The sequence below is a fragment of the Acidovorax sp. genome, from assembly GCF_022763525.1.
In the GTDB taxonomy this organism is placed as follows: domain Bacteria; phylum Pseudomonadota; class Gammaproteobacteria; order Burkholderiales; family Burkholderiaceae_C; genus Acidovorax.
The window spans coordinates 1-21,378 of record NZ_JALEGG010000254.1; the positions used below are offsets into that span (position 1 = coordinate 1).

Below are 21,378 nucleotides of genomic sequence, written 5' to 3' on the forward strand. Positions count from 1 at the left end.
GCTGAGGCAAACTACTACCGGCAACTCGCCAGTCAGGCCACTGCGGAAGTGGGCTGACTTAAACCAAAAAGCCTCCGCAGAAACCGGGGCGATTCACCCCATGAAGATGCGATAACTGAGCAGGAGACAAACACTCTGAAAGTCCGGATCGTTCCATTTGACGGTGTCGCGCCTTCGCGCTTCCTCAAATTTTTCGAGGGCAACGACCGTAAGGACAGCATCACGGGAATGATGCGAAAGAAAGCCGCGCGACCGGTGACTGCTGTCACTATGGAAGCTGTCTCGTCGCTTGAAGGCATCGCGATCCGTTCTATACAATAGTGCGGTTTGCCGGAACACAAGATCGTTGCTTGATGTCTCGTGTCAAAAGATCTGGAGCCTCCCATGACCCGCGATTCCGAGAAGCAATTGGAGCTGGACTTCGACGGTAAGATCGAGTCGAGCGAACGGACCTTCCACGCGCCAAGCGCACGTGTGCCGAGCTCGGTCGTTTGCTTCAGTGCACACCTCCAATTGCGCCGCGCCTACGAAGAAAAAGCGAAAGACGCCAAGATGCTTGAACGCATCACTAGTCGAGTTCGGTATTTCCGGTAACCTCCCTTCGCGTTGGTGTAATAGTCAGACAGCAACAGAAGCAACACGTCAATCTGTCCCATTTTTCAGGCCAACTGACCCCTGATGGCTGTGTGGCTCGACCACTTGACGCTCAGAGGGAGAAGCCGGGTTTTTCGCTTCTGAAGCCTGACGTGACAGTGACAGACGGCGCGGGTTTTGGTTAGCAGCGTGTTGATTTCCACGCAAACCTAACCCACCAGGGGGTTAGTGGGTCACTTCTGCGTGGAAATCAACACCTAGCCGCTTGCTAGTCGTCTGAAGACGAATGGTTTCGGTTGCTCACCAACCCGCCATACCGCGAGGTCATTGGCATCTTCCGCTCCCCGGTCAGGCCACCAGCTTCAACAGCTGCGGCTCATTTCTCATCTGAATGCACCAACGTGCGACTGACGACAACTCGGCTGACCGATTTGTCAAGTCGCGAATCTTCGCGCGCACCTCCAACAGCTTAGCCTTCGCCGCCGGGTTCTTGCCGCCTGCACACTTGGCCTTGGCAGCCAGGAAGTCCTCGACGAGGACATCGACTTTCTGCCACACGCTGCGGCGCGCCTCTGCCAGCGGCACATGCTCGTTGAGCTTCAGGCGCTTCACGGTCTCGGTGACACGCTGCTGCTCCCAAGGCGAGCTGCCCGGCATGGGGATGAGCTTGCCCTCTTCATCGAAGGCGATGAGCGAGACATCGTCGTCGTCGATCGGGTCCAGCAGGTAGGCCGTCTCTGACTCTTCGCAACGCGCGTCGAACGTCGAACAAAGTGATCCCTGCTGCAAGGGGAACCAACCGCCCTTCTTTCGATTGCCAACGTTGCCGCAGACCCGAAAGTTCATGTAGTCGAAGGCCAGCCACCAGTAGCCGTCACGTTCAGTTCCGTCCAACGCTTTAGCCTCCTTCTTAGGGCGGAAGTGCTCCACGTCGTAATGCGAGTAGAGGTCGCGCACCTCGGAGAACCAACACTTACCGCCCGAGAGCGCCAGCATCCACTGCTTCAGAGCTCCCCAATGTGCGCTATTGGCGTCGATCAATGCGTTACGGTCGTCACGCTTGCCCGCGGCCTGCAATGCAGCCATGTCAGTTACCAGCTGCGCCGACTTCGCCAGCCAAGCGTTCCACTCGGCCTGCGTCCAGGGCGTCCAACCCGGAATATCGATATCCGTCGGCCGCTTGTGCTCCAGGTCGATGAAGATCACGTGCCGCCCTCCTCGCGCAGGATCTCGTCGATGATTTCGTCGGCCAACATCTCCTGCTCGGCCTGCTCCTCCGGACTGAGCGTCGGCTTGCGGAACTTCCGGTGCTCTGCCATCTTGCGCACGAACAGCGCGTAGTCAGGATCCCTGAAGTCCGCCGTCGAGAAGCCCAGGTCCGACAGCTCGGCCGACAGGCGAGTCAGCTCAGCATTCTCCTCTGCGGTTCGGGGCTGTTTGACGTAAAGCTCGTTGCGTCGGAACAGGCGGCGCTCGGTCTCAATGTCCAGCGTGGACGACAGGCCAAATAGCTCACTCTTGAGCAAGCCCGTTACACCCATGCCCTGCGGGTGTTCGTCCGGTACTTCCACCACGGTTCGATCTGCCTGCCGCCGCAGAATATGTACCTGCTCGCGCTTGAGGCTGCCGATCATCATGGGGTCGTGTGTGGTGATCAAAACCTGCGACTGCACCGGATAAGTCGAAGAGCTCAGCATCAGATCACCGGATAGGGTGTTGGTGGACTCGCGGTCCAGTACGCCCTCAATGTCATCGAAGTAACGCAGCTTCCAAATCGGATTCAAGTGCGTGTCCGGCTCATCAAGCAGGAACAGGCAGTGGTCTTCGCGGGTGATGCGCATCAGGCCCAGCACGGTGAGCATCTGCAGCTCGCCTTCTGACAACTGGGTGAAGCTGACCTTGCCGTCGTGTCCATCCTTGCCATCCACGTGTTTCTTGACGGTAATGCGCACTTCCTCGATCAGGTCGCCGATGTAGGCGCCCTCGGCGTAGCGGAAGAAGCTGTCTGTGCCGCCAACCAGGCGGCCCAGATCCTGCAGCTTGGCCTGGTTGGGCACATACAGGTAGAGCTGGCGCTGTTTCTCGGTACGACCGCGAAAGTCGATTTGCTGGGTCACTTCCTGCTCGATGGGCGCCCAGGCCACTTGCCACAAGCTGTCCAGGAACTCGCTCACCACGCTGCCGCGTGCGAACCAGAAGCGCGGGTCGCCCTCGTTCAGCTCAACCTCGTCGAACTTGCCATTCCGCCGTTTCTCGCGCAGCCGGTACGGCTCCTTCAGCACGAACAGGGCCGACTCCAGCGACTCTATGTGCAGGTTCTTCAGCACCTTCTGGAACACCGGGTCGTCCGACAGCAGACAGGCCAGCAACACCAGCTGGCTGTGACCGCCTCGGCAATAGAACAGGCGGCGCAAGCGGTCGTCGCCGGCCTGCTTCATCCGGGTCTCGCGGCGCTGCTTGGCCTCTTCGATGGCGCGAATGTCGGCTTCGGTGCCCTTGAAGTTGGTCAGCATCTGTTCCGGCAAGACCTCGTCGGTGGTGATGTCCTGTAGCCGGTTGAAGCGCTTCTGATGGTCCTGGAACAGCGCCTCGATGCGCTCGTTTCGGCCCGAGTAGTAGGCGAACACGTGCGAGGGCAGCAGGCGCGGGCCGCGACGCTCGTCGCGCGGCGTCTTGTCGGGCGGGTCGTTCTTGTTCAGGTACTCCTGGGTCACACGATCGCCATCGACCCACACAAAAGGCGGACTCTGCTTGGCAAGGTCCGCCTGAATGCGCACCACATGCCCGCGAATCTCGTACTCCAGCGTGTAGTCGAACGCGGCTCCCCGGTTCAGGTCAACGTCGCGGAAGATGGTGATCAGCGCCTCGATCAAATTGGACTTTCCCGTCCCGTTCTGGCCGATCAGCGCGTGGCTGCGGATGGCCTTGGGGAGTGCCGCGCCCTCAGCGCCTGGCCGGGGTTCAAGGTGGGTGGCAAAGTCGATGACCAGGTTGCGCAGGTTACGGAAGTTGGGAATCGCTAGGTGCCGCAACTGCATGCTCAGGTCCCCGCTGTCTCAGCCGGCTTCGCGCGTACCGTGGCCACCGTAGGTTCGATGATCCAGCCATGCGTTACCTCGGTCTTGAGCTGCGCATAGAAGGTCTCGATCTCCCTGCCGAAGCGTTGATACAGGTCGCGAGCCGACATCTCGCCCTGGTTGCGAGCTAGCAGGGTGGCTAGCGGTGCCTGGTCTTTGACATCTGGCAACGAGCCAAGGCGCAGGGTGGCGATGAGTTCGACTTGCGGTGCCTTCACAGCTGTGTCCTCGTCTTGTTCGATGTTGATCCCGGTAAGTGCAAACACGGCGGCCGCTGCAAACAGCGAGGCCAGATCGCGCCGGTGCTTCAGCTGGCGCCGCCATTCCTCGCATAGATCGTTGAGCGCCGCCAAGGAGTCCAAGATGCGACGCTGCTCCTCCAGGGGCGGTATCGGTAGCGGAAAGCTGCGAAGCTGTGTCATGTTGATTGATGCGAGGTTGGTCGTCTGCTTCGACGCGCCAGCAAAGTAGTCCCTGCCGACATCAGAATTAAAGACCAACTGCACCCACTCCGCGAGCAGCTGTGCGCTGGGAACGCGCGCCTTGAAGACGTGGTTCTGATGAAGACAACGCTCGAGACCGCCCGGCCAGATTGCCGTTCGGCCAACCTTGTCCCAGTCCCCGCCCTCAGTGATCAGGAGATCGCCCTTAAAGACCTGGTACTTCGGCAGCTCATCCTCTGCAATCTCGATCGACTTGAGACTGTCCAATTTGAAGTACCCGCGCTGAACGTTCGCAACTGCCAGGTAGGGGCACACCACCACTTGCTTGCCACGAAGGTCTCGCCCTTTTGTGACGCCGCCAATGACTACGGCGACCTCATCGAACGCCGCAATCGCCCACCGCGATGGGTATGCGATTTCGCTTTCCGCCATGCCCACGATCTTCTGACGTCGCATCAAGCCGCTGGCGATGTACTCCGAACGAAGAGCTGAACAGTCCGCAGCGATGCGCGCAAGATCGGGGGCAGTTCGGCCGGCCTCAACCAGCACGCCACGTACAGCCAAGCTCTTCAGTTCGATAACGAAGTCATCCACATCGGCCGGCTCGCTGAACAGGCAACTAAAGCTGGCTTGCAGGCGTTGCCAGCTCGTCTGCAGTTCGTGAGGGCTTTGGGCGCCGGCTAGGGCTTGAAGCACGGCCTGCCTCAGGGCGCTCTGCAGCTTACGGCGGTCTCGCTGCTGTTGCTCCAGTTGGTCGCACATCGACATCAGCTCGTCGAACTTGGCGACGATGCGATGCTGTTCTTCGACTGGTGGCAGCGGTATACGCGCGCTGGCAATCTGCCCTCCGGACAGATGATCGACAGTTGTGTAGTTCTTTACTCCCTGGAGCGCCATCAGCTCAAACTGCAAGGCTAGGCAGACGTACTTCTTGCTGACCTCTGGGAAGTAGAACTGCAGCCGCGTTACCCGTTGATTCAGAAGTGCAGTGTCGGACTCCCACATCGCAACTCTGAAATCTCCGTCCATTGCGATCAACCAATCCCCGCGCGATACGAGGAACTCGTCGCGATAGTCCCCTGAGTAGAACGTCGCGGGACTAGAGACGCCGACGTCGCGCACCCGGATGATGGGAAGACCTACGCCGCCCTGATTGAATCGGTCGGCCTTGAACGCAAAACCGGCCTGCGGGTACGCAAGTTGGTCTAGTGGCACCAATGCCCAACCCGGAGGCAGTTCGTGATGGCTGGCACTGGTGGGCGCAGCGCGGCCCCTTGTGCGTCGATAGGTCCTTCCCAATGACTCCGGACTTGACCGTTCAAGGAAGCGAGGCGCAGGTTCTTCGCGGCTGTCCTGAGCGACAAGCTTGCCTTGTACCGCAAGTCGCCTGACAAGCTCCCGAAGCCGAGGTACGCCAAGCGGTGCGTTTGTGAAATGCCCGAACTCGGCCAAGAACTGCTGCGCATCCATCAGGCGTCCTCGTCCACGAAGTGGTGAGCCAGGGCGGCGGCTAGCTCGCTCTTGAGGAGGTTCTCGGTCTCTTCGATCTGGCCGAGCAGTGTCTTGTACTTGTCCAGCAACACGTCGGGGTCGTGGCTTTCTTCCTCGGGTGCGTTGGGATTCTTCAGGTCTAGGTTGAAGATCGGCCAGTAAAGGCGATCGCCAGCGGCTTTAGCGTCGCGCGCCTGCATGCGGACTGCTTCGGCCTGCAAGCGCAATCTGTCGATCTCGATCTCCACAGGCTGGCGCAGCGCGGCATCACTCACGCCTCTGATGGACTCACGCAGGTCGCGAATCCGGTTGTCCAGAGCGTTGGCCTCATTGCTCAACTGCTCGCTGCGGTCCCAGTGCGGCTTGGCAGCGGCTTCTGCCTGTTCGCGCTTAGTCTTGAAGTCCACCTTCCAGGCGAACTCGTTCTCCACTCGTTCGGCAAAGTCGTTGGCTTCATTGCCCCACCAGTCCTGCTCGGGCTTGAACTCCTCAAAGCGGATGGGTTTGGTCTTGCTGTAGCTCTTGTAGCCAGGCGGGTACGGGTGCTCGTAGTACCAGATAGTGTCCGTATGAAAGTGTTCGGTGCCATCCTCCACCGCGGTGCCCTTGGTGAAGAACAGCAGGTTGGTCTTGATGGTGGTGTACGGGGCGAACACGCCCTTGGGCAGGCGCACGATGGTGTGCAGCTTGCATTGCTGCATGAGCCGCCGCTTGATCTCGTTCTTGATGCCGTCCCCAAATAGGAAGCCATCCGGCAGTACGACACCAGCACGACCATCTTCTTCGAGCAGCTTGACGATCAGCTGCATGAACAAGTCGGCCGTCTCCTTCGTCGGATGGTGATAGCCCGCTGCGATGCTGTCGTCTTCGTAGCCGCCGAATGGCGGATTGGTCACGATGCACTCGACTCGATCTTGGGCCTTCCAATCGTTCCAACCCGTAGCCAGGGTGTTCTTTCGCTCAACCTGTCCATCCACGTCTACATCGTGAAGGACCAGATTGGTTGTGCAAAGCAGATGCGGAAGTTGCTTCTTCTCGATCCCTCGAATCAGTCGATCTACGGCGCGTCGGTCTTCAACCTTCGACTTGGTCGTGACTTGATGTCGCAAGTGATCGATCGCAGCGGTCAGGAAACCGCCTGTTCCGCAGGCTGGATCAAGCACCCGTTCACGCTTGTCGAGCCTGGGGTTGACGCGATCTACCATGAACTGCGTGATGGCACGAGGTGTATAGAACTCGCCCGCGTTACCAGCGCCTCGCAGGTCGTTCAGCATCTGCTCATAGACGTCACCCAGGTTGGCGCGCGTCTTGAAGTCGTGGAAGTTGATGGCCTCTTCCAGCTTCTCGATCACCGCCAGCAACTGCGTGCCAGTCTTCATGTAATTGTTGGCGTCTTCGAAGACGCTGCGAATCACCTTGTGCTGCGGGCTGATGCTGGCGTCCAGCTCTTTCAGCGTTGGGAACAGTTCGTTGTTGACGAAACTGATGATGGCGCTGCCGGCAATCTGCGGCTTCTTCTTGCCATCGGAGTCTTCCACGTAGGCCGCCCAATTGCGCCACCGCATGGCGTCCGGTAACGGCGACTTGTAGTTCGGGTCGTCGTCTTCCCACTCCTCCTCACGCTGGTCGAATACCTTGAGGAAGAGCATCCACGTAAGCTGGCCCAGGCGCTGTGCATCGCCGTCGACGCCGTCATCCTTACGCATGATGTCCTGAATGGACTTGATGGTGCTGCTGAGGTTCATTTCGTTGTTCTCATGTCAGGCCACCCGAAAACGGGTCAGGCTTGCTTCTTCTCGTTCTCTTCGTAGAGGGCTTGTTCCAGGGCCTGCACGGCCTGGGTGAACTGTTCGACGCCGCCGAAGATGCCGCGCCGGATCTGTGTCTTGCTTCCGAATTGGTCGAAGGGCGGTAGCTCCAGCACCTTGGCGTCTTCGATGTTCTGCACCCCATGGTCGGCGAACTTGTCGAGCAGGGCTTCGAGTACCGCTCGGGCCTGCTCGCCGTACTTGCCGAACACGTCGCGCTTCTTGACGTTGTTGGCGCGCTCGCGCCGGGTCAGGGGCTTCTGGTCGAAAGCGACATGGGCCACCAAGTCGAACACATCCAGCTCAGCGCCGTTGGGCACCGCCTGCTGCAAGACCTCCAGCGGGACGCCGTGGTCCGCCAGTTCCTCCAGCACAGCCTGCTTGCGCTCTGCGCTGTTCCACCGGCGTAGGAAGTCGGTCAAGCTGCCGAATTCCGCCTGCAGCGCCTTCTTGATGTCGTCCTTGAGCAGAACGCGGTAGTCCTCGGTGATCAACTTGCCGTCGGCATCCAGGTACTGGGAGCGCTCCACCGCGACGCGCACATTCACGTCGTCGATGACGTACTTGACTTGGCCTTCGCCACCGCCACCTGTGGTGATGCCCGGCGGTGTGACCTCCTCGCCGGGCTTGCCTGGCCCAGGGGATGGAGGATCGGGGTCACCCGTGCCGGGCGGAACATCAGGGGGCACCACCGGCTCATCGTCTTTGGGCTCGTAGATCACCACGGGCTCGCCGTCGAAATCCGGATCCGCGAACAGGCGCGTGGCGCCCTTGAAGTCCATGATGGTGAAGTACAGCTTCTGGTAGTCCTCGCGCAGGCGCGTGCCGCGACCGATGATCTGCTTGAACTCGGTCATCGAGTTGATGTTCTGGTCCAGCACAATCAGCTTGCAGGTCTTGGCGTCCACCCCCGTGGTCAACAGCTTCGACGTGGTCGCGATGACCGGATACGGCTCGTCGTTGTCGATGAAGTAGGACAGCTGGGCCTTGCCCTCGTTGTCATCGCCGGTGATGCGCATCACGTAGCGGCGGTTGCTGGCAGCGGCGGGGATGATCTTGACCAGCTCCTGGCGCATGCGTTCGGCATGGTCTTGGTCGTCACAGAACACGATGGTCTTGGCCATCGGGTCCGTGGCTTTCAGGTACTCCCAAACCTTGCGAGCCACCAGCCGGGTGCGCTTCTCCAGCACCAGGTTACGGTCGAAGTCCTTGGTGGTGTACTGGCGCTGCTCGACAGGCTGGCCAAGCTTGTCGACCTTGCCCTTCTCCGGGGTGTAGCCGACCGCATCCACGTCCGTCGCGATGCGGATGACCTTGTAGGGTGCAAGGAAGCCGTCCTCGATGCCTTGCTTCAGCGAATAGGTGTAGACCGGATCGCCGAAGTAGGTGAGGTTGCTCACCTCCTTGGTCTCCTTCGGGGTGGCGGTCAGGCCCAGGTGCGTGGCGGCACTGAAGTAGTCCAGCACGTCCCGCCAGGCCGAATCATCGGCAGCGCTGCCGCGGTGGCATTCGTCAATGACCACCAGGTCGAAGAAGTCGGCAGGAAACTGCCGATAGATCTGCTTCCACTCCTCGCGCCCGGTCACGGCCTGGTACAGCGCAAGGTAGATCTCGTAGTTCTTCTTGACCTCGCGGTTGGTGACCTTGTGCATCACCTCGCCGAACGGGGCGAAGTCCTGCTGCATGGTCTGGTCGACCAGGATGTTTCGGTCCGCCAGGAAGAGGATCCGCTTCTTGGCCTTCGCCTTCCAAAGCCGCCAGATGATCTGGAATGCGGTGTAGGTCTTGCCCGTGCCCGTGGCCATGACCAGCAGCACGCGCTGCTGACCCTTGGCGATGCCCTCGATGGCGCGGTTGATGGCGACGCGCTGGTAGTAGCGCGGCTCGCGGCCACTGCCGTCCGTGTAGAACGGCTGTTCCACCAGCGCGACGGCGGTCGGTTCAGTCAGCCCCTTCCACTGCTGGAACACGGCCCATAGTTCAGCGTGGGTTGGAAAGGCGTCGAGGGGTACCTCACGCTCGGTCGGTGAGGTCAGGCCCGTTCGGTCGTGCACCAGGAGTGCCGAGCCGTTGCTGCTGATCGCGAAGGGAGCGTCCAGCATCTCTGCGTAAGCCAGCGCCTGCTGCATGCCCTGCCCCACGGGGAAGCGGGCTTGCTTGGCCTCGACCACCGCCAGAGGAACGTTCGGTCTCGCGTAGAGAACGTAGTCGGCGCGCTTCGGCCCGCCCTTTGCCTCGGGGTTGCGGACGCGGGCGGCCAGCCTGCCTCGAACCATGACGCGACCGTCCGTGAGGCTGACCTCCTCCCGGAACTGCGCCTGTTGCCATCCAGCGGCCTGGATAGCGGGCGTGATGAACTTGGTACAGATGTCCCGTTCGCTGAGAGGATGCGTCTCCAAATCATTCTCCCTGTCCACACCACGGCGTAGATTTGTCTGTATTGGAAGAGAGTGTTTTCACTTCCCTCCCTTGATTGTTTCCTCGTCAGAGACGTACTCCAGCAAATCGCTGACATTGCAGCCGTAATGTCTGCATATAGTGTTGAGGGTTTCGAGGTCCACGCGGCTTATTGTTTCTCTATACAGCCCCGCTACCGTATTGCGCGATAGACCAGTCGCACGCTGCAGATCAACGATTTTTTCCTTGTTCTCACCTAACAGCCGGGAGAGGTGTATTCGGATCATCGAAGTAGCTACAAACTATGGAATGGTAGTGGACTAAAAACATCAGGTAGTTGATGTTTTTGGTGTATGAGGGTATCACACAGTGTGAATACTGCCTTTGCCGGACCAGCCAATGCTCTATGCAAGTCTGGACGGAGCAGAGCGTCTGCCGGTCAGGAACCGGAAAACGGAATGAATCGCCTCTATTCCCGAGCGCTTCTAAAGCATGCCAGTTGCGGTTCGCTTTACGTCGAGGAGAAGCACGGGGTGATGAGCGCTGCACGCTCGCAATTGGGCGAGATCAATGAACCAATTGACAAATTAAGGGAATCCGAAGCGGCCCCTTAATCAGACCGAGCTGCTGCAGGCTCGCTGCGCGACAGCAAAACTATGCCAATGATGACAATCCGATAACGGGGACCGCCATCACCTTGCCATGGCTGGACGGTTGTGATTTGCAAGTACTGGGAATCTTTGCAAGATCAATGAGAACCTACACGATCAAACGTCGATGTTGCCCGCCCGCAAAGCGTTCGTTTCGATGAAATCCCGGCGCGGCTCCACCTCATCCCCCATCAGCATGGTGAACACCCGATCCGCCTCAATCGCATCGTCGATCTGCACGCGCAGCAGGCGGCGCACGTTGGGGTCCATGGTGGTTTCCCACAGCTGCTCGGGGTTCATCTCGCCCAGGCCCTTGTAGCGCTGGCGGCTGGTGGTGCGTTCGGCTTCGCTGATGAGCCACTTCATGGCCTGGCGGAAGTCGCCGACCTTTTCTTCCTTCTGCTTGTCGCCTTCGCCGCGCATGGCCTTGGCGCCTTCGGCCAGCAAGCCGCGGAAGGTTTCGGCGGCCTCGGCCAGGGCGGCGTAGTCGGCGCCATGCACAAAGTCTTGCGTGATGACGCTGCTCTTGACGTTGCCGTGGTGGCGGCGGCTGATGCGCAGGATGGGCTTGTCGGTGCGCACGTCGAATTCTCCGGCCACCTCGGCGGGGGTGCCGGTGGTGTTCAGTTCGCGCAACTTGGCCTGCAGGGCGATGGCGCTGGCTTCGGCTTCGGGCACGGAGTCAAGCTTCAGGACCACGCCATCGGCCACGGCGCGCAGGGCCTCGGCGTCCATGAAGTTGGACAGGCGGTCGATCACGCTCTCGGCCACTTGATGCTTGCGCGCCAGCTCGGCCAGGGTGTCGCCGCTCAGCACTTGCGGGTTGGCGCCGCCGGTGCTCACGCTCGCGTGGTTCAGCGCAATGCGCAGCAGGAAGCCGTCGAGCGCGGGGCCGTCCTTCAGGTACAGCTCTTCCTTGCCGGCCTTGACCTTGTACAGCGGCGGCTGGGCGATGTAGATGTGGCCGCGCTCGACCAGCTCGGGCATCTGGCGGTAGAAGAAGGTCAGCAGCAGGGTGCGGATGTGGGCGCCGTCCACGTCGGCGTCGGTCATGATGATGATGCGGTGGTAGCGCAGCTTGGCCACGTCGAAGTCGTCGCCTCCGGTGGTGCCGCCCGCCTTGCCAATGCCGGTGCCCAGGGCCGTGATCAGCGTGAGGATTTCGTTGCTGGTCAGCAGCTTTTCGTAGCGGGCTTTTTCCACGTTCAGGATCTTGCCGCGCAGGGGCAGGATGGCCTGGAACTTGCGGTCGCGGCCCTGCTTGGCGGAGCCGCCGGCGGAGTCGCCCTCCACGATGTAGATCTCGCACATGGCGGGGTCTTTTTCCTGGCAGTCGGCCAGCTTGCCGGGCAGGCCCATGCCGTCGAGCACGCCCTTGCGGCGGGTCATTTCGCGGGCCTTGCGGGCGGCCTCGCGGGCGCGGGCGGCTTCCACGATCTTGCCGCAGATGATCTTGGCGTCGTTGGGTTTTTCCTGCAGGTAGTCGGTGAGCAGGCGGCTCACGATGTCTTCCACCGGTGCGCGCACTTCGCTCGACACCAGCTTGTCCTTGGTCTGGCTGCTGAACTTGGGCTCGGGCACCTTCACGCTCAGCACGCAGCACAGGCCTTCGCGCATGTCGTCGCCGGTGACTTCGACCTTGGCCTTCTTGGCCAGCTCGTTTTCTTCGATGTACTTGTTGATGACGCGGGTCATCGCAGCGCGCAGGCCGGTCAGGTGGGTGCCGCCGTCACGCTGGGGGATGTTGTTGGTAAAGCACAGCACCTGCTCGGTGTACGCGCTGTTCCACTGCATGGCCACTTCCACGCCGATGTGCGTGCCAGGGATGCCGCCGTACGTTTCGGCTGGGCGCTCGCCCGCCGCGTAGAACGAGGTGGGGTGCAGGACGGTCTTGCCCTTGTTGATGAACTCGACAAAGCCGCGCACGCCACCCGCGCCCGAGAAGTCGTCTTCCTTGCCGCTGCGCTCGTCTTTCAGGCGAATGCGCACGCCGTTGTTCAAAAACGAGAGTTCGCGCAGGCGCTTGGCCAGGATCTCGTAGTGGAAGTCGTTGTTCTCTTTGAAGATCTCGGTGTCGGGCAGGAAGTGCACCTCGGTGCCGCGCTTTTCGGTCTCGCCGGTCACCTTCATGGGGCTGACTTCAAAGCCGTCCACGGTGTCGAGCAGGCGGTCCTGCACGAAGCCGCGCGCAAACTCCAGCTGGTGCACCTTGCCTTCGCGGCGCACGGTCAGGCGCAGCCATTTGCTCAATGCGTTCACGCAGCTCACACCCACGCCGTGCAGGCCGCCGGACACCTTGTAGCTGTTCTGGTTGAACTTGCCGCCTGCGTGCAGTTCGGTCAGGGCAATTTCTGCCGCCGAACGCTTGGGCTCGTGCTTGTCGTCCATCTTCACGCCGGTGGGGATGCCGCGGCCGTTGTCGGTGACGCTGATGGAGTTGTCGGTGTGGATGGTGACGACGATGTCGTCGCAGTGGCCGGCCAGGGCTTCGTCGATGGAGTTGTCCACCACCTCGAACACCAGATGGTGCAGGCCGGTGCCGTCACTCGTGTCGCCGATGTACATGCCGGGGCGCTTGCGCACGGCCTCCAGGCCCTCGAGGATGGTGATGGCGCCTTCGCCGTAGCTTTCGCTGGCACCGGCCTGGTTGGTGTCGATCTTGTTCGGAACAGGCTCACCCGTGCCGGTAGGTTCTTGCTCGGGCAGGTTGTTGTCAGCGGTCATGGTGGGCCTTGGGGTCCGTGGAAACCGGGCGGTCTCCAATGTGTTCAATAGTCAAATTGGGCTCTGGCGCTTATCCAATAAGCGCGAACAGCTATCAATACGATAGTAAGCAACAGCAGCTGTGGTGCGGCACGGCAGGCAGGCGGTGCCGCCTCAGATGCGCATCGGCATCACCACATACTTGAAGCTGTCGTTGTCGGGGATGGTCATCAGCGCGGAGCTGTTGCCGTCCGAAAGCTCCACCTTCACCATGTCCTGGCCCATGTTGGCCAGGGCGTCGATGAGGTAGGTCACGTTGAAGCCGATTTCGATGGTGTCGCCACCGTAGTCGATGTCGAGCTCGTCCACGGCCTCTTCCTGCTCGGCGTTGTTGGACGCCACGCGCAGCGTGCCGGGCTCGATGTTCAGGCGCACGCCCTTGAACTTGTCGCTGGTCATGATGGCGGTGCGCTGCAGGCTGGCCAGCAGCGGCGCGCGGCCCAGGGTGACGCTGTTCTTGTGGTTCTTGGGGATCACGCGGTTGTAGTCGGGGAACTTGCCCTCGACCAGCTTGGTGACGAACTCCATGCCGCCAAAGGTGAACTTGGCCTGGTTGTTGGCGAACTGCATTTCGATGTGCGGCTGGTTTTCGCCGCCGGCGTCCGACAGCAGGCGCTGCAACTCGATCACGGTCTTGCGCGGCAGGATGACTTCCTGCTTGGGCACTTCCACATCGAGCGTGGCGCTGGCAAACGCCAGGCGGTGGCCGTCGGTGGCCACCAGCGACAGCTGCTTGCCTTCGGCCACGAAGAGGATGCCGTTCAAGTAGTAGCGGATGTCCTGCACGGCCATTGCGAAGGACACCTGGCCCAGCAGATCCTTCAGCACCTTCTGCGGCACGCTGAACGCGGGGCCGAAGGCAGCGGACTCCTGCACCAGCGGGAAGTCCTCGGCCGGCAGGCTTTGCAGGGTGAAGCGGCTCTTGCCACCCTTCAAGACCAGCTTGGACTGCTGCGATTCCAGGCTCACCGTCTGGTCGCTGGGCATGGTGCGCAGGATGTCGATGAGCTTGCGCGCGCCCACGGTGGTGGTGAAGTCGCCGGTGTCGCCGCCCAGCTCGGCGGTGGTGCGGATCTGGATTTCGAGGTCGCTGGTCGTCAGCTGCAGGGCATTGCCCGTCTTGCGGATCAGCACGTTGGCCAGGATGGGCAGGGTATGCCGGCGCTCCACGATGCCAGCCACCGATTGCAGAACCGCGAGAACCTTGTCTTGTGTTGCCTTCAGGACGATCATGTCATCAACCTCTTGTGGTTTTTGGGACGGTGCTAGGACAGCAGCTGCGCAGGTGGTGCCTCCCCCCGCTGCCTAACCCGCCATTTTGCCCGTTTAACTGCCCATTGAACGGGCGCTTACCGCTCGGTGCCTTTCCCACGCGCCTTCAACCTTTGAGCGTTTGTTCCAGCACATGGAGCTGCTGGTTCAGCTCGGTGAGCTGCTGACGCTCGCCCGAGATCTTGCGCACGGCATGCAACACCGTGGTGTGGTCGCGCCCGCCAAACAATTCTCCAATTTCGGGAAGACTCTTTTGCGTCAGCTCCTTGGCCAGATACATCGCAATCTGGCGCGGCCGGGCAATGCTGGCCGGGCGCTTCTTGCTGTACATGTCGGCAACCTTGATCTTGTAATAGTCGGCCACCGTCTTCTGGATGTTTTCCACACTGATCTGCCGATTCTGGATGGACAGCAGGTCGCGCAGCGCCTCGCGGGCAAGCTGGATGGAGATTTCCTTCTGGTTGAAGCGCGAGTACGCCAGGATCTTGCGCAGCGCACCTTCGAGTTCGCGCACGTTGGAGCGCACGTTCTTGGCCACGAAGAAGGCGACTTCCTCGGGCATCTCGGTGCCTTCCACGCGGGCCTTGTTGATCAGGATGGCCACGCGCATCTCGAGCTCGGGCGGCTCGATGGCGACCGTCAGGCCCGAGTCGAAGCGAGAAACCAGCCGCTCGTGGATGTTGGCCAGGCCCTTCGGATACGTGTCCGATGTCATCACGATGTGCGACTTCTTGGCCAGCAGGGCCTCGAACGCATTGAAGAACTCCTCCTGCGTGCGGTCCTTGTTGGCGAAGAACTGCACATCGTCGATCAGCAGCAGGTCGAGCGAGTGGTAGCGCTCCTTGAATTCGTCGAAGGTGCGGCGCTGGTAGGCCTTAACCACATCCGACACGAACTGCTCGGCATGGATGTAGAGAACTTTGGCGTCCGGCTTGTCCTGCAGCAGGCGGTTGCCCACAGCGTGCACCAGGTGGGTCTTGCCCAGGCCCACGCCACCGTAGATAAAGAGCGGGTTGTACAGGTGGCCGGGCGAGCCCGCCACGTGCATGGCGGCCGAGCGCGCCATGCGGTTGGCCGTGCCCTCCACGAGCGTCTCGAAAGTGAGGGCGGCATTCAGCCGGTTGCGAAACGCGCCAGCCGCGGCATCGTCGTTGCTGGCTGAGGGGGACTCCGCCGGGCCAGACGCACTCGCTTGTTCAGGTGCTGCCGGCCGAACATAAGTACGGGCAACGGATTCACGCTGAGCGAGCGCTAACTCCAGAGTTACCGGCTGGCCATACAAACCTTCCAGCAGCGCGGCGATCCGGCCCGCATACTGGGCGCGGATCCAGTCGAGCTTGAAGCGGTTGCCCACGAGCACGGTCACCTTGGAAAAGTCGGGCGCCACCTGGGCTACCAATGGTTTGATCCAGGTGTTGAACTGCTGCTCGGGGAGGTCTTGCGCCAGCTGCTCTACGCAGGCTTGCCACAGGCCCTGGCCGGCATCGGAGGCGGGCGAAGGCGGGGTGCTGCGGGAGGGTTCCTCGGTCATTTCAGGGGGGCTTCTTGTTGTGGATAGGAGGAACGGTGCTGGGCGGCGGATTGTAGCTTGTCAAGGAGTTATCCACAATTTGACAGGCTGCTGACCCCATGCTGAGCCGCTGGGCCGCCACCCTCGGCCGCCGGAATGAAATTATCCCGCCAGCCGAAAGGCATTGCCAGCGTGAGGCAAGCCTGCGATAATTTTGGGTTTCCCTGAATGTGTTCAGGGTGATTTGACCCGGCGCGCCGAAATTTGCGCCCCTTGCATGCCGATAAATGCGCCGTTGCCACGGTGCGTTGCCCAGCAAGTCGCAGGGGTTCGAGAGCAGCATCCGGAACTGAACCTCAAGGAATAGCACCATGAAACGTACTTACCAGCCCTCCAAGACGCGCCGCGCGCGCACCCACGGTTTCCTCGTCCGCATGAAGACCCGCGGCGGCCGCGCTGTGATCAACGCACGCCGCGCCAAGGGCCGCAAGCGCCTGGCCGTCTAAGGCCGTCACGTTCTGCGGCCGGCTCCCGGTTTGCACCGCCAGGTTCCAAACGGGGTGCCTGCATGCAACGGCTGAAAACCCGTCCGCAATTCCAGGCGGCCATGGCGGGAGGCACTGTCTCTCGCACGGCGCACTTTGCGCTGCATCGTCTGGCATTGGATGCCGGCAGCAGCGCTGCGGTACCAGGGTCTGCCAATTCCGCAGCTTCAGGGCCCGGCTCCTTGCCATCATTGCAAGGGCCGCAGGCCCTGTTTGCCGTTCCGGGCGTCTGGCTGGGGGCCATGGTGCCCAAGCGCTGGGCCCGCCGCGCCGTGACGCGTAACACCATCAAGCGGCAGATCTACACCGTGGGCGCCACGTTCGAAGCGCGGCTTCCGCGGGCGGCCCACGTGGTGCGCCTGCGCTCGGCGTTTGACCGCAAGCAGTTCGTGAGCGCCACGTCCGACCAGCTCAAGCAGGCCGTGCGGGCCGAGCTGCTGCAGCTGTTTGGCCACGCCACGCGGCGGGAAGAGCGACCAGGACGCGCTGGAGCTCGGGGCGTTGGTGCCGAGGTTCCCGCACCCGGCGCAGCGGGCGCAGCAGAGCCGGTGATGCCATGCTGATGCAGCGCTTGTTGATCGGTGTGGTCCGGGGCTACCGGCTGTTCCTGAGCCCCTGGCTGGGGTCGGCGTGCCGGTTTGAGCCGACCTGCTCGGTCTATTCGCTGCAAGCGCTGGAGCAGCACGGCGCTGCGGCGGGCAGCTATCTCACGGTGCGCAGGCTGGTACGCTGCCACCCCTGGTGTGACGGGGGTCACGACCCGGTCCCGCAGGACCTGCCGCGCAGCATGCGGCTTTTCTCGCGGCTTCATCATCCTTCCAACACCCAACCATCCTCACCAAAGAAGTCTTCATGAACGACATTCGCCGCACCATCCTGTGGGTGATTTTTGGCTTTTCCATGGTTTTGCTGTGGGACAAGTGGCAGCTGCACAACGGCAACAAGGCCACCTTCTTTCCCACCACGCCGGCCGTGACGGCTCCCGCCGCTTCCGGCGCGGCGTCGGGCGCGTCGGGGGCTGCCAGCGTGCCGTCCGCGAGCACGCCCGTGACGGCAGCGGCGGGCGCCTCCGCCGTGCCGGGCCAGCCAGCACCCGCTGCGGCAGCACCGGCTGCCCGCGAGCGCATTGAAGTCAAGACCGACCTCTACCGCCTGGTGTTTGACAGCGAAGGCGGCTCGCTCACCCATGCAGAACTGCTCAAGCACGCGGACATGGCCGACAAGGCCCGCAACTTCCTGTTGCTGGACGAAAGCGCCCAGCGCGTCTATGTGGCGCAGACGGGTCTGATCGGCGGCGCGTTCCCGACCCACAAGACCACGATGGCCGTGGTGCCCGGCTCCCGCGAGCTCAAGGATGGCGAGGACGAGATCAGCATCCGCTTCGAGTCGCCCGTTCAGGGCGGCCTGAAGCTGGCCAAGACCTGGACCATCAAGCGCGGCGCCTATGACATCGCCGTGAAGCATGAGGTGGTCAACACCGGGGCCGCGCCTGTGTCGCCCCAGATGTACCTGCAGCTGGTGCGCGACGGCAACAAGCCACCAGGGGAGTCGTCGTTCTATTCCACCTTCACTGGCCCCGCGGTCTACACCGACGCCAAGAAGTACCAGAAGATCGAGTTCAAGGACATCGACAACGGCAAGGTCGATATTCCCAAGGATTCGCCCAACGGCTACGTGGCCATGGTGCAGCATTACTTTGCCACGGCCTGGCTGTTGGCCGATGGTGTGCAGCGCGAGCTGTTCACCCGCAAGGTCGACACCAACCTGTACTCCGTGGGCATGCTGACCTCGCTGGGCACCATCGAGCCCGGCGCGGCCAAGACGGTGGACGCGCGCCTGTTCGCCGGCCCGCAGGTCGAGACGATGATGGAAAAACTGTACCCCGGCCTGGAACTGGTCAAGGATTACGGCTGGCTCACCATCCTGTCCAAGCCGCTGTACTGGCTGCTCGACCAGCTGCACAAGCTGTTGAACAACTGGGGCTGGTCCATCGTGGCGCTGGTGCTGTTGCTCAAGATCGCGTTCTACTGGCTCAACGCCAAGGCCTACGCCAGCATGGCCAAGATGAAGGCCATCAACCCCAAGATCATGGAGATGCGCGAGCGCCTGAAGGACAAGCCGCAGCAGATGCAGCAGGAGATGATGCGCATCTACCGCGAGGAGAAGGTCAACCCCATGGGCGGGTGCTTCCCCATCATGATCCAGATTCCCGTGTTCATTGCGCTGTACTGGGTGCTGTTGTCCAGCGTGGAAATGCGCAATGCGCCGTGGATCGGCTGGATCACCGATTTGTCCACGCCCGATCCGTATTTCATCCTGCCCTTGCTGATGACCGCGAGCTCGCTGCTGCAGACCGCCCTGAACCCCGCGCCGCCGGACCCGATGCAGGCCAAGATGATGTGGTTCATGCCGCTGATCTTCAGCGTGATGTTCTTCTTCTTCCCCGCCGGCTTGGTGCTGTACTGGCTGACGAACAACATCCTGTCGATTGCGCAGCAGTGGATCATCAACACCCGCATGGGCGTGCCACCGCAGTTCAATCTGCCGAGTTTTAAGTGACATCCCCCTGAGCGGCTGCGCCGCTTCCCCCTTCTCTCGAACTGCTGCGCAATTCGGGAAGGGGGACGACACCAGCGCGGCGGGGCGACCCTTGCGCGGTGTCTCGCGCCTGGGCCGTGCCAGTCTCGGCGCTCTTTCTCCTATCGATTGCCGCCCATGCTCGCCCGCCACCACGATCCCATTGTTGCCATCGCTACGGCCCCCGGGCGCGGGGCCGTCGGCATCGTGCGGGTGTCTGGGAAGGGGCTCTCCGCCCTAGTGCAAGCGCTGTGCGGCCGGGCGCTCAAGCCCCGCGAGGCCACCTACCTGCCCTTTCGCGATGCCCACGGTCAAGCCATTGATCAGGGCTTGGCGCTGTACTTTCCCGGCCCGCACAGCTACACCGGAGAGGACGTGCTGGAGCTGCAGGCCCACGGCGGCCCGGTGGTGCTGCAGCTGCTGCTGGCGCGCTGCCTGGAGGCGGGTGCCGCACCCGATCCGGCCACGGGTCAGCCGTGCCTGCCGGGTCTGCGGGTGGCGCAACCGGGCGAGTTCACGGAGCGCGCGTTCCTCAACGACAAGATCGATCTGGCCCAGGCCGAGGCGATTGCCGACCTGATCGACGCGAGCACCGAGGTTGCGGCCCGCAGTGCCAGCCGGTCGCTGACGGGCGCTTTCTCGGCCGAAATCCACAGCCTGCGCGATGACCTCATCCATCTGCGCATGCTGGTGGAGGCCACGCTGGATTTTCCTGAGGAGGAAATCGACTTCCTGCGCAAGGCAGATGCGCGCGGGCAGCTATCGAATTTGCAGCGTGTGCTGGACGGGGTGATGCAGCGGGCGCGCCAGGGGGCCTTGCTGCGCGAGGGCATCAAGGTCGTGATTGCCGGCCAGCCCAACGCGGGCAAGAGTTCGCTGCTCAACGCGCTGGCCGGGGCGGAGCTGGCCATCGTCACGCCCATTGCCGGCACCACCCGCGACAAGGTGCAGCAGACCATCCAGATTGAAGGGGTCCCGCTGCACATCATCGACACCGCGGGCTTGCGGGACAGCAGCGACGAGGTGGAGCGCATTGGCATCGCCCGCGCGTGGGACGAGATCGCGGGCGCCGATGCCGTGCTGTTCCTGCACGACCTGGAGCGTCTAAATGCTCCTGAGTACATAGCAGCAGACGCCGGTATAGAAAGCGCCCTGGCCGAAAAACTCCCTGCGTCGATTCCCGTGATCGATGTGTGGAACAAGCTCGATAGCGCGCCGGCGGCTGGCGTGTCTTCCGCGCCGGCGCTTCCCGGGGCCGGAGCGCCCGGCAAGCGGCCCGGCGTGTGGCTGTCTGCCCGCACAGGCGAGGGGCTGGACGGGCTGCGGCGCACCCTGCTGGAGGTGGCGGGCTGGCAGTCGGCGCCGGAGGGCATCTATATTGCGCGCGCGCGCCATGTGCAGGCCCTGCAGGCCGTGGGCGCACACCTGCAGGAGGCTGCGGCCCAACTGGATGCCCAAGGGCCGGCGCTGGATCTGCTCGCCGAGGAACTCAGGCTGGCGCAGAACGCGCTCAGCACCATCACCGGCGAGTTTTCGTCGGACGACCTGCTGGGGGTCATTTTTTCCAGCTTCTGCATCGGCAAATGAGGCGGGTCCTGGGGGTTCTGCCTCCGGCCACGGGCGTGGGGCGGCCGCCTGTCGCCAATCTTGTAAATGGACGTAAACAGCGCTTGTGTCGAAACTGTAACAGGGGTACTTTCGGCAGACCATGAACCTCCCCACGCCAGTCGTTTCCAAAGTTGATCTCCAGGGGCTGATTGATGCCATCGCCCAGGCCAACGCAGACGACAGCATGACCAATCCCCTGACCCCCGCGCAGTGGGATGTGCTGTCTTCCTATCTCTTGCCGGTGGTGCTGCCGGCCGGGCAAGTCTTGTTCAACCAGGGGGCCACCGACCGCACGCTGTACCTGGTGGAAAGCGGCAGCCTGAGTGTTCACTACCAGGACGAAAAAGAGCGCCTGCGCCTGGCGATCGTGGGGGCGGGGTCGGTGGTGGGCGAAGGGGCGTTCTTCTCGCACCGCACGCGCAGTGCCACCGTGCAGGCCAGCGGCCCCTGCAAGCTGTGGAGCCTGCCGGCAATCCGGTTCACGGAACTCGCCAACCGCCAGCCGGCCATCGCGCTGGGGCTGGCCATGGCCGCGGGTGGCGTGCTGGCCAAACGGCTGGGCAATCGCCGCCGCCGCGTTGCTGCCACCTGACAGGCGGTCGCCATCGGGGTTTCCGAGGCGTGCTGGCCCGCTTTGAAGGCC

General features: G+C 62.2%; 16 protein-coding genes. 7 read left to right on the plus strand and 9 right to left on the minus strand.

Features of this window, described 5'->3' with window-relative positions; genetic code table 11:
* The first annotated feature begins 384 nt into the window (after positions 1-384).
* Positions 385-594 (plus strand): hypothetical protein, encoded by a 210-nt coding sequence (locus MRY84_RS19750; RefSeq protein ID WP_291507394.1) that lies wholly within the window; start codon positions 385-387, stop codon positions 592-594.
* Positions 595-942: 348 nt separating this feature from the next.
* Here MRY84_RS19750 and MRY84_RS19755 read toward each other — a convergent pair whose 3' ends face one another.
* The 9 genes from MRY84_RS19755 to dnaA all read right to left on the minus strand — a co-directional run bounded on the left by MRY84_RS19755 (position 943) and on the right by dnaA (position 16,026).
* A complete protein-coding gene (locus MRY84_RS19755; protein WP_291507395.1) occupies positions 943-1,800 on the minus strand; it encodes a hypothetical protein in 858 nt (285 codons plus the stop codon).
* Entirely contained in the window at positions 1,797-3,632 is a 1,836-nt protein-coding gene (locus MRY84_RS19760) for an AAA family ATPase (RefSeq protein WP_291507396.1), read from the minus strand. Before MRY84_RS19760 ends, MRY84_RS19755 begins: the two co-directional genes overlap by 4 nt.
* 2 nt (positions 3,633-3,634) lie before the next feature.
* Complete coding sequence (locus MRY84_RS19765) at positions 3,635-5,584, minus strand: restriction endonuclease subunit S (RefSeq protein ID WP_291507397.1); 1,950 nt, start codon at positions 5,582-5,584, stop codon at positions 3,635-3,637.
* The gene (locus MRY84_RS19770; RefSeq protein WP_291507398.1) at positions 5,584-7,350 is read right to left on the minus strand and encodes an N-6 DNA methylase; all 1,767 of its coding nucleotides are present in this window, start codon (positions 7,348-7,350) and stop codon (positions 5,584-5,586) included. The genes MRY84_RS19765 and MRY84_RS19770 overlap by 1 nt, the downstream gene beginning before the upstream one ends.
* A 35-nt stretch (positions 7,351-7,385) precedes the next feature.
* Positions 7,386-9,812, minus strand: coding sequence for an EcoAI/FtnUII family type I restriction enzme subunit R (hsdR, locus tag MRY84_RS19775; protein ID WP_291507399.1), 2,427 nt, complete (start codon positions 9,810-9,812; stop codon positions 7,386-7,388).
* Positions 9,813-9,869: 57 nt separating this feature from the next.
* Entirely contained in the window at positions 9,870-10,097 is a 228-nt protein-coding gene (locus MRY84_RS19780; protein WP_291507400.1) for a helix-turn-helix transcriptional regulator, read from the minus strand.
* 480 nt (positions 10,098-10,577) lie between these two features.
* Positions 10,578-13,184 (minus strand): DNA topoisomerase (ATP-hydrolyzing) subunit B, encoded by a 2,607-nt coding sequence (gene gyrB / locus MRY84_RS19785; RefSeq protein ID WP_291507401.1) that lies wholly within the window; start codon positions 13,182-13,184, stop codon positions 10,578-10,580.
* Positions 13,185-13,337: 153 nt separating this feature from the next.
* Entirely contained in the window at positions 13,338-14,456 is a 1,119-nt protein-coding gene (gene dnaN, locus MRY84_RS19790; protein WP_291507402.1) for a DNA polymerase III subunit beta, read from the minus strand.
* 145 nt (positions 14,457-14,601) lie between these two features.
* On the minus strand, positions 14,602-16,026 hold the full coding sequence (dnaA, locus tag MRY84_RS19795; protein ID WP_291507403.1) for a chromosomal replication initiator protein DnaA: 1,425 nt from the start codon (positions 16,024-16,026) through the stop codon (positions 14,602-14,604).
* Positions 16,027-16,376: 350 nt separating this feature from the next.
* Between dnaA and rpmH the strand changes: the two genes are divergently transcribed.
* The 6 genes from rpmH to MRY84_RS19825 all read left to right on the plus strand — a co-directional run bounded on the left by rpmH (position 16,377) and on the right by MRY84_RS19825 (position 21,327).
* Entirely contained in the window at positions 16,377-16,511 is a 135-nt protein-coding gene (rpmH, locus tag MRY84_RS19800) for a 50S ribosomal protein L34 (protein WP_005798102.1), read from the plus strand.
* 62 nt (positions 16,512-16,573) lie between these two features.
* Positions 16,574-17,113 carry a ribonuclease P protein component gene (locus MRY84_RS19805; protein ID WP_291507404.1) on the plus strand — a complete coding sequence of 180 codons (540 nt, stop codon included), beginning with the start codon at positions 16,574-16,576 and terminating at the stop codon, positions 17,111-17,113.
* A complete protein-coding gene (gene yidD, locus MRY84_RS19810; RefSeq protein ID WP_291507408.1) occupies positions 17,110-17,406 on the plus strand; it encodes a membrane protein insertion efficiency factor YidD in 297 nt (98 codons plus the stop codon). The genes MRY84_RS19805 and yidD overlap by 4 nt, the downstream gene beginning before the upstream one ends.
* Positions 17,403-19,109, plus strand: a complete 1,707-nt coding sequence (gene yidC / locus MRY84_RS19815; RefSeq protein WP_291507405.1) for a membrane protein insertase YidC — start codon at positions 17,403-17,405, stop codon at positions 19,107-19,109. The genes yidD and yidC overlap by 4 nt, the downstream gene beginning before the upstream one ends.
* Before the next feature lie 156 nt (positions 19,110-19,265).
* Positions 19,266-20,714, plus strand: a complete 1,449-nt coding sequence (gene mnmE, locus MRY84_RS19820; protein ID WP_291507406.1) for a tRNA uridine-5-carboxymethylaminomethyl(34) synthesis GTPase MnmE — start codon at positions 19,266-19,268, stop codon at positions 20,712-20,714.
* Positions 20,715-20,835: 121 nt separating this feature from the next.
* Positions 20,836-21,327, plus strand: coding sequence for a cyclic nucleotide-binding domain-containing protein (locus MRY84_RS19825; protein WP_291507407.1), 492 nt, complete (start codon positions 20,836-20,838; stop codon positions 21,325-21,327).
* The last annotated feature ends 51 nt before the right edge of the window (positions 21,328-21,378 follow it).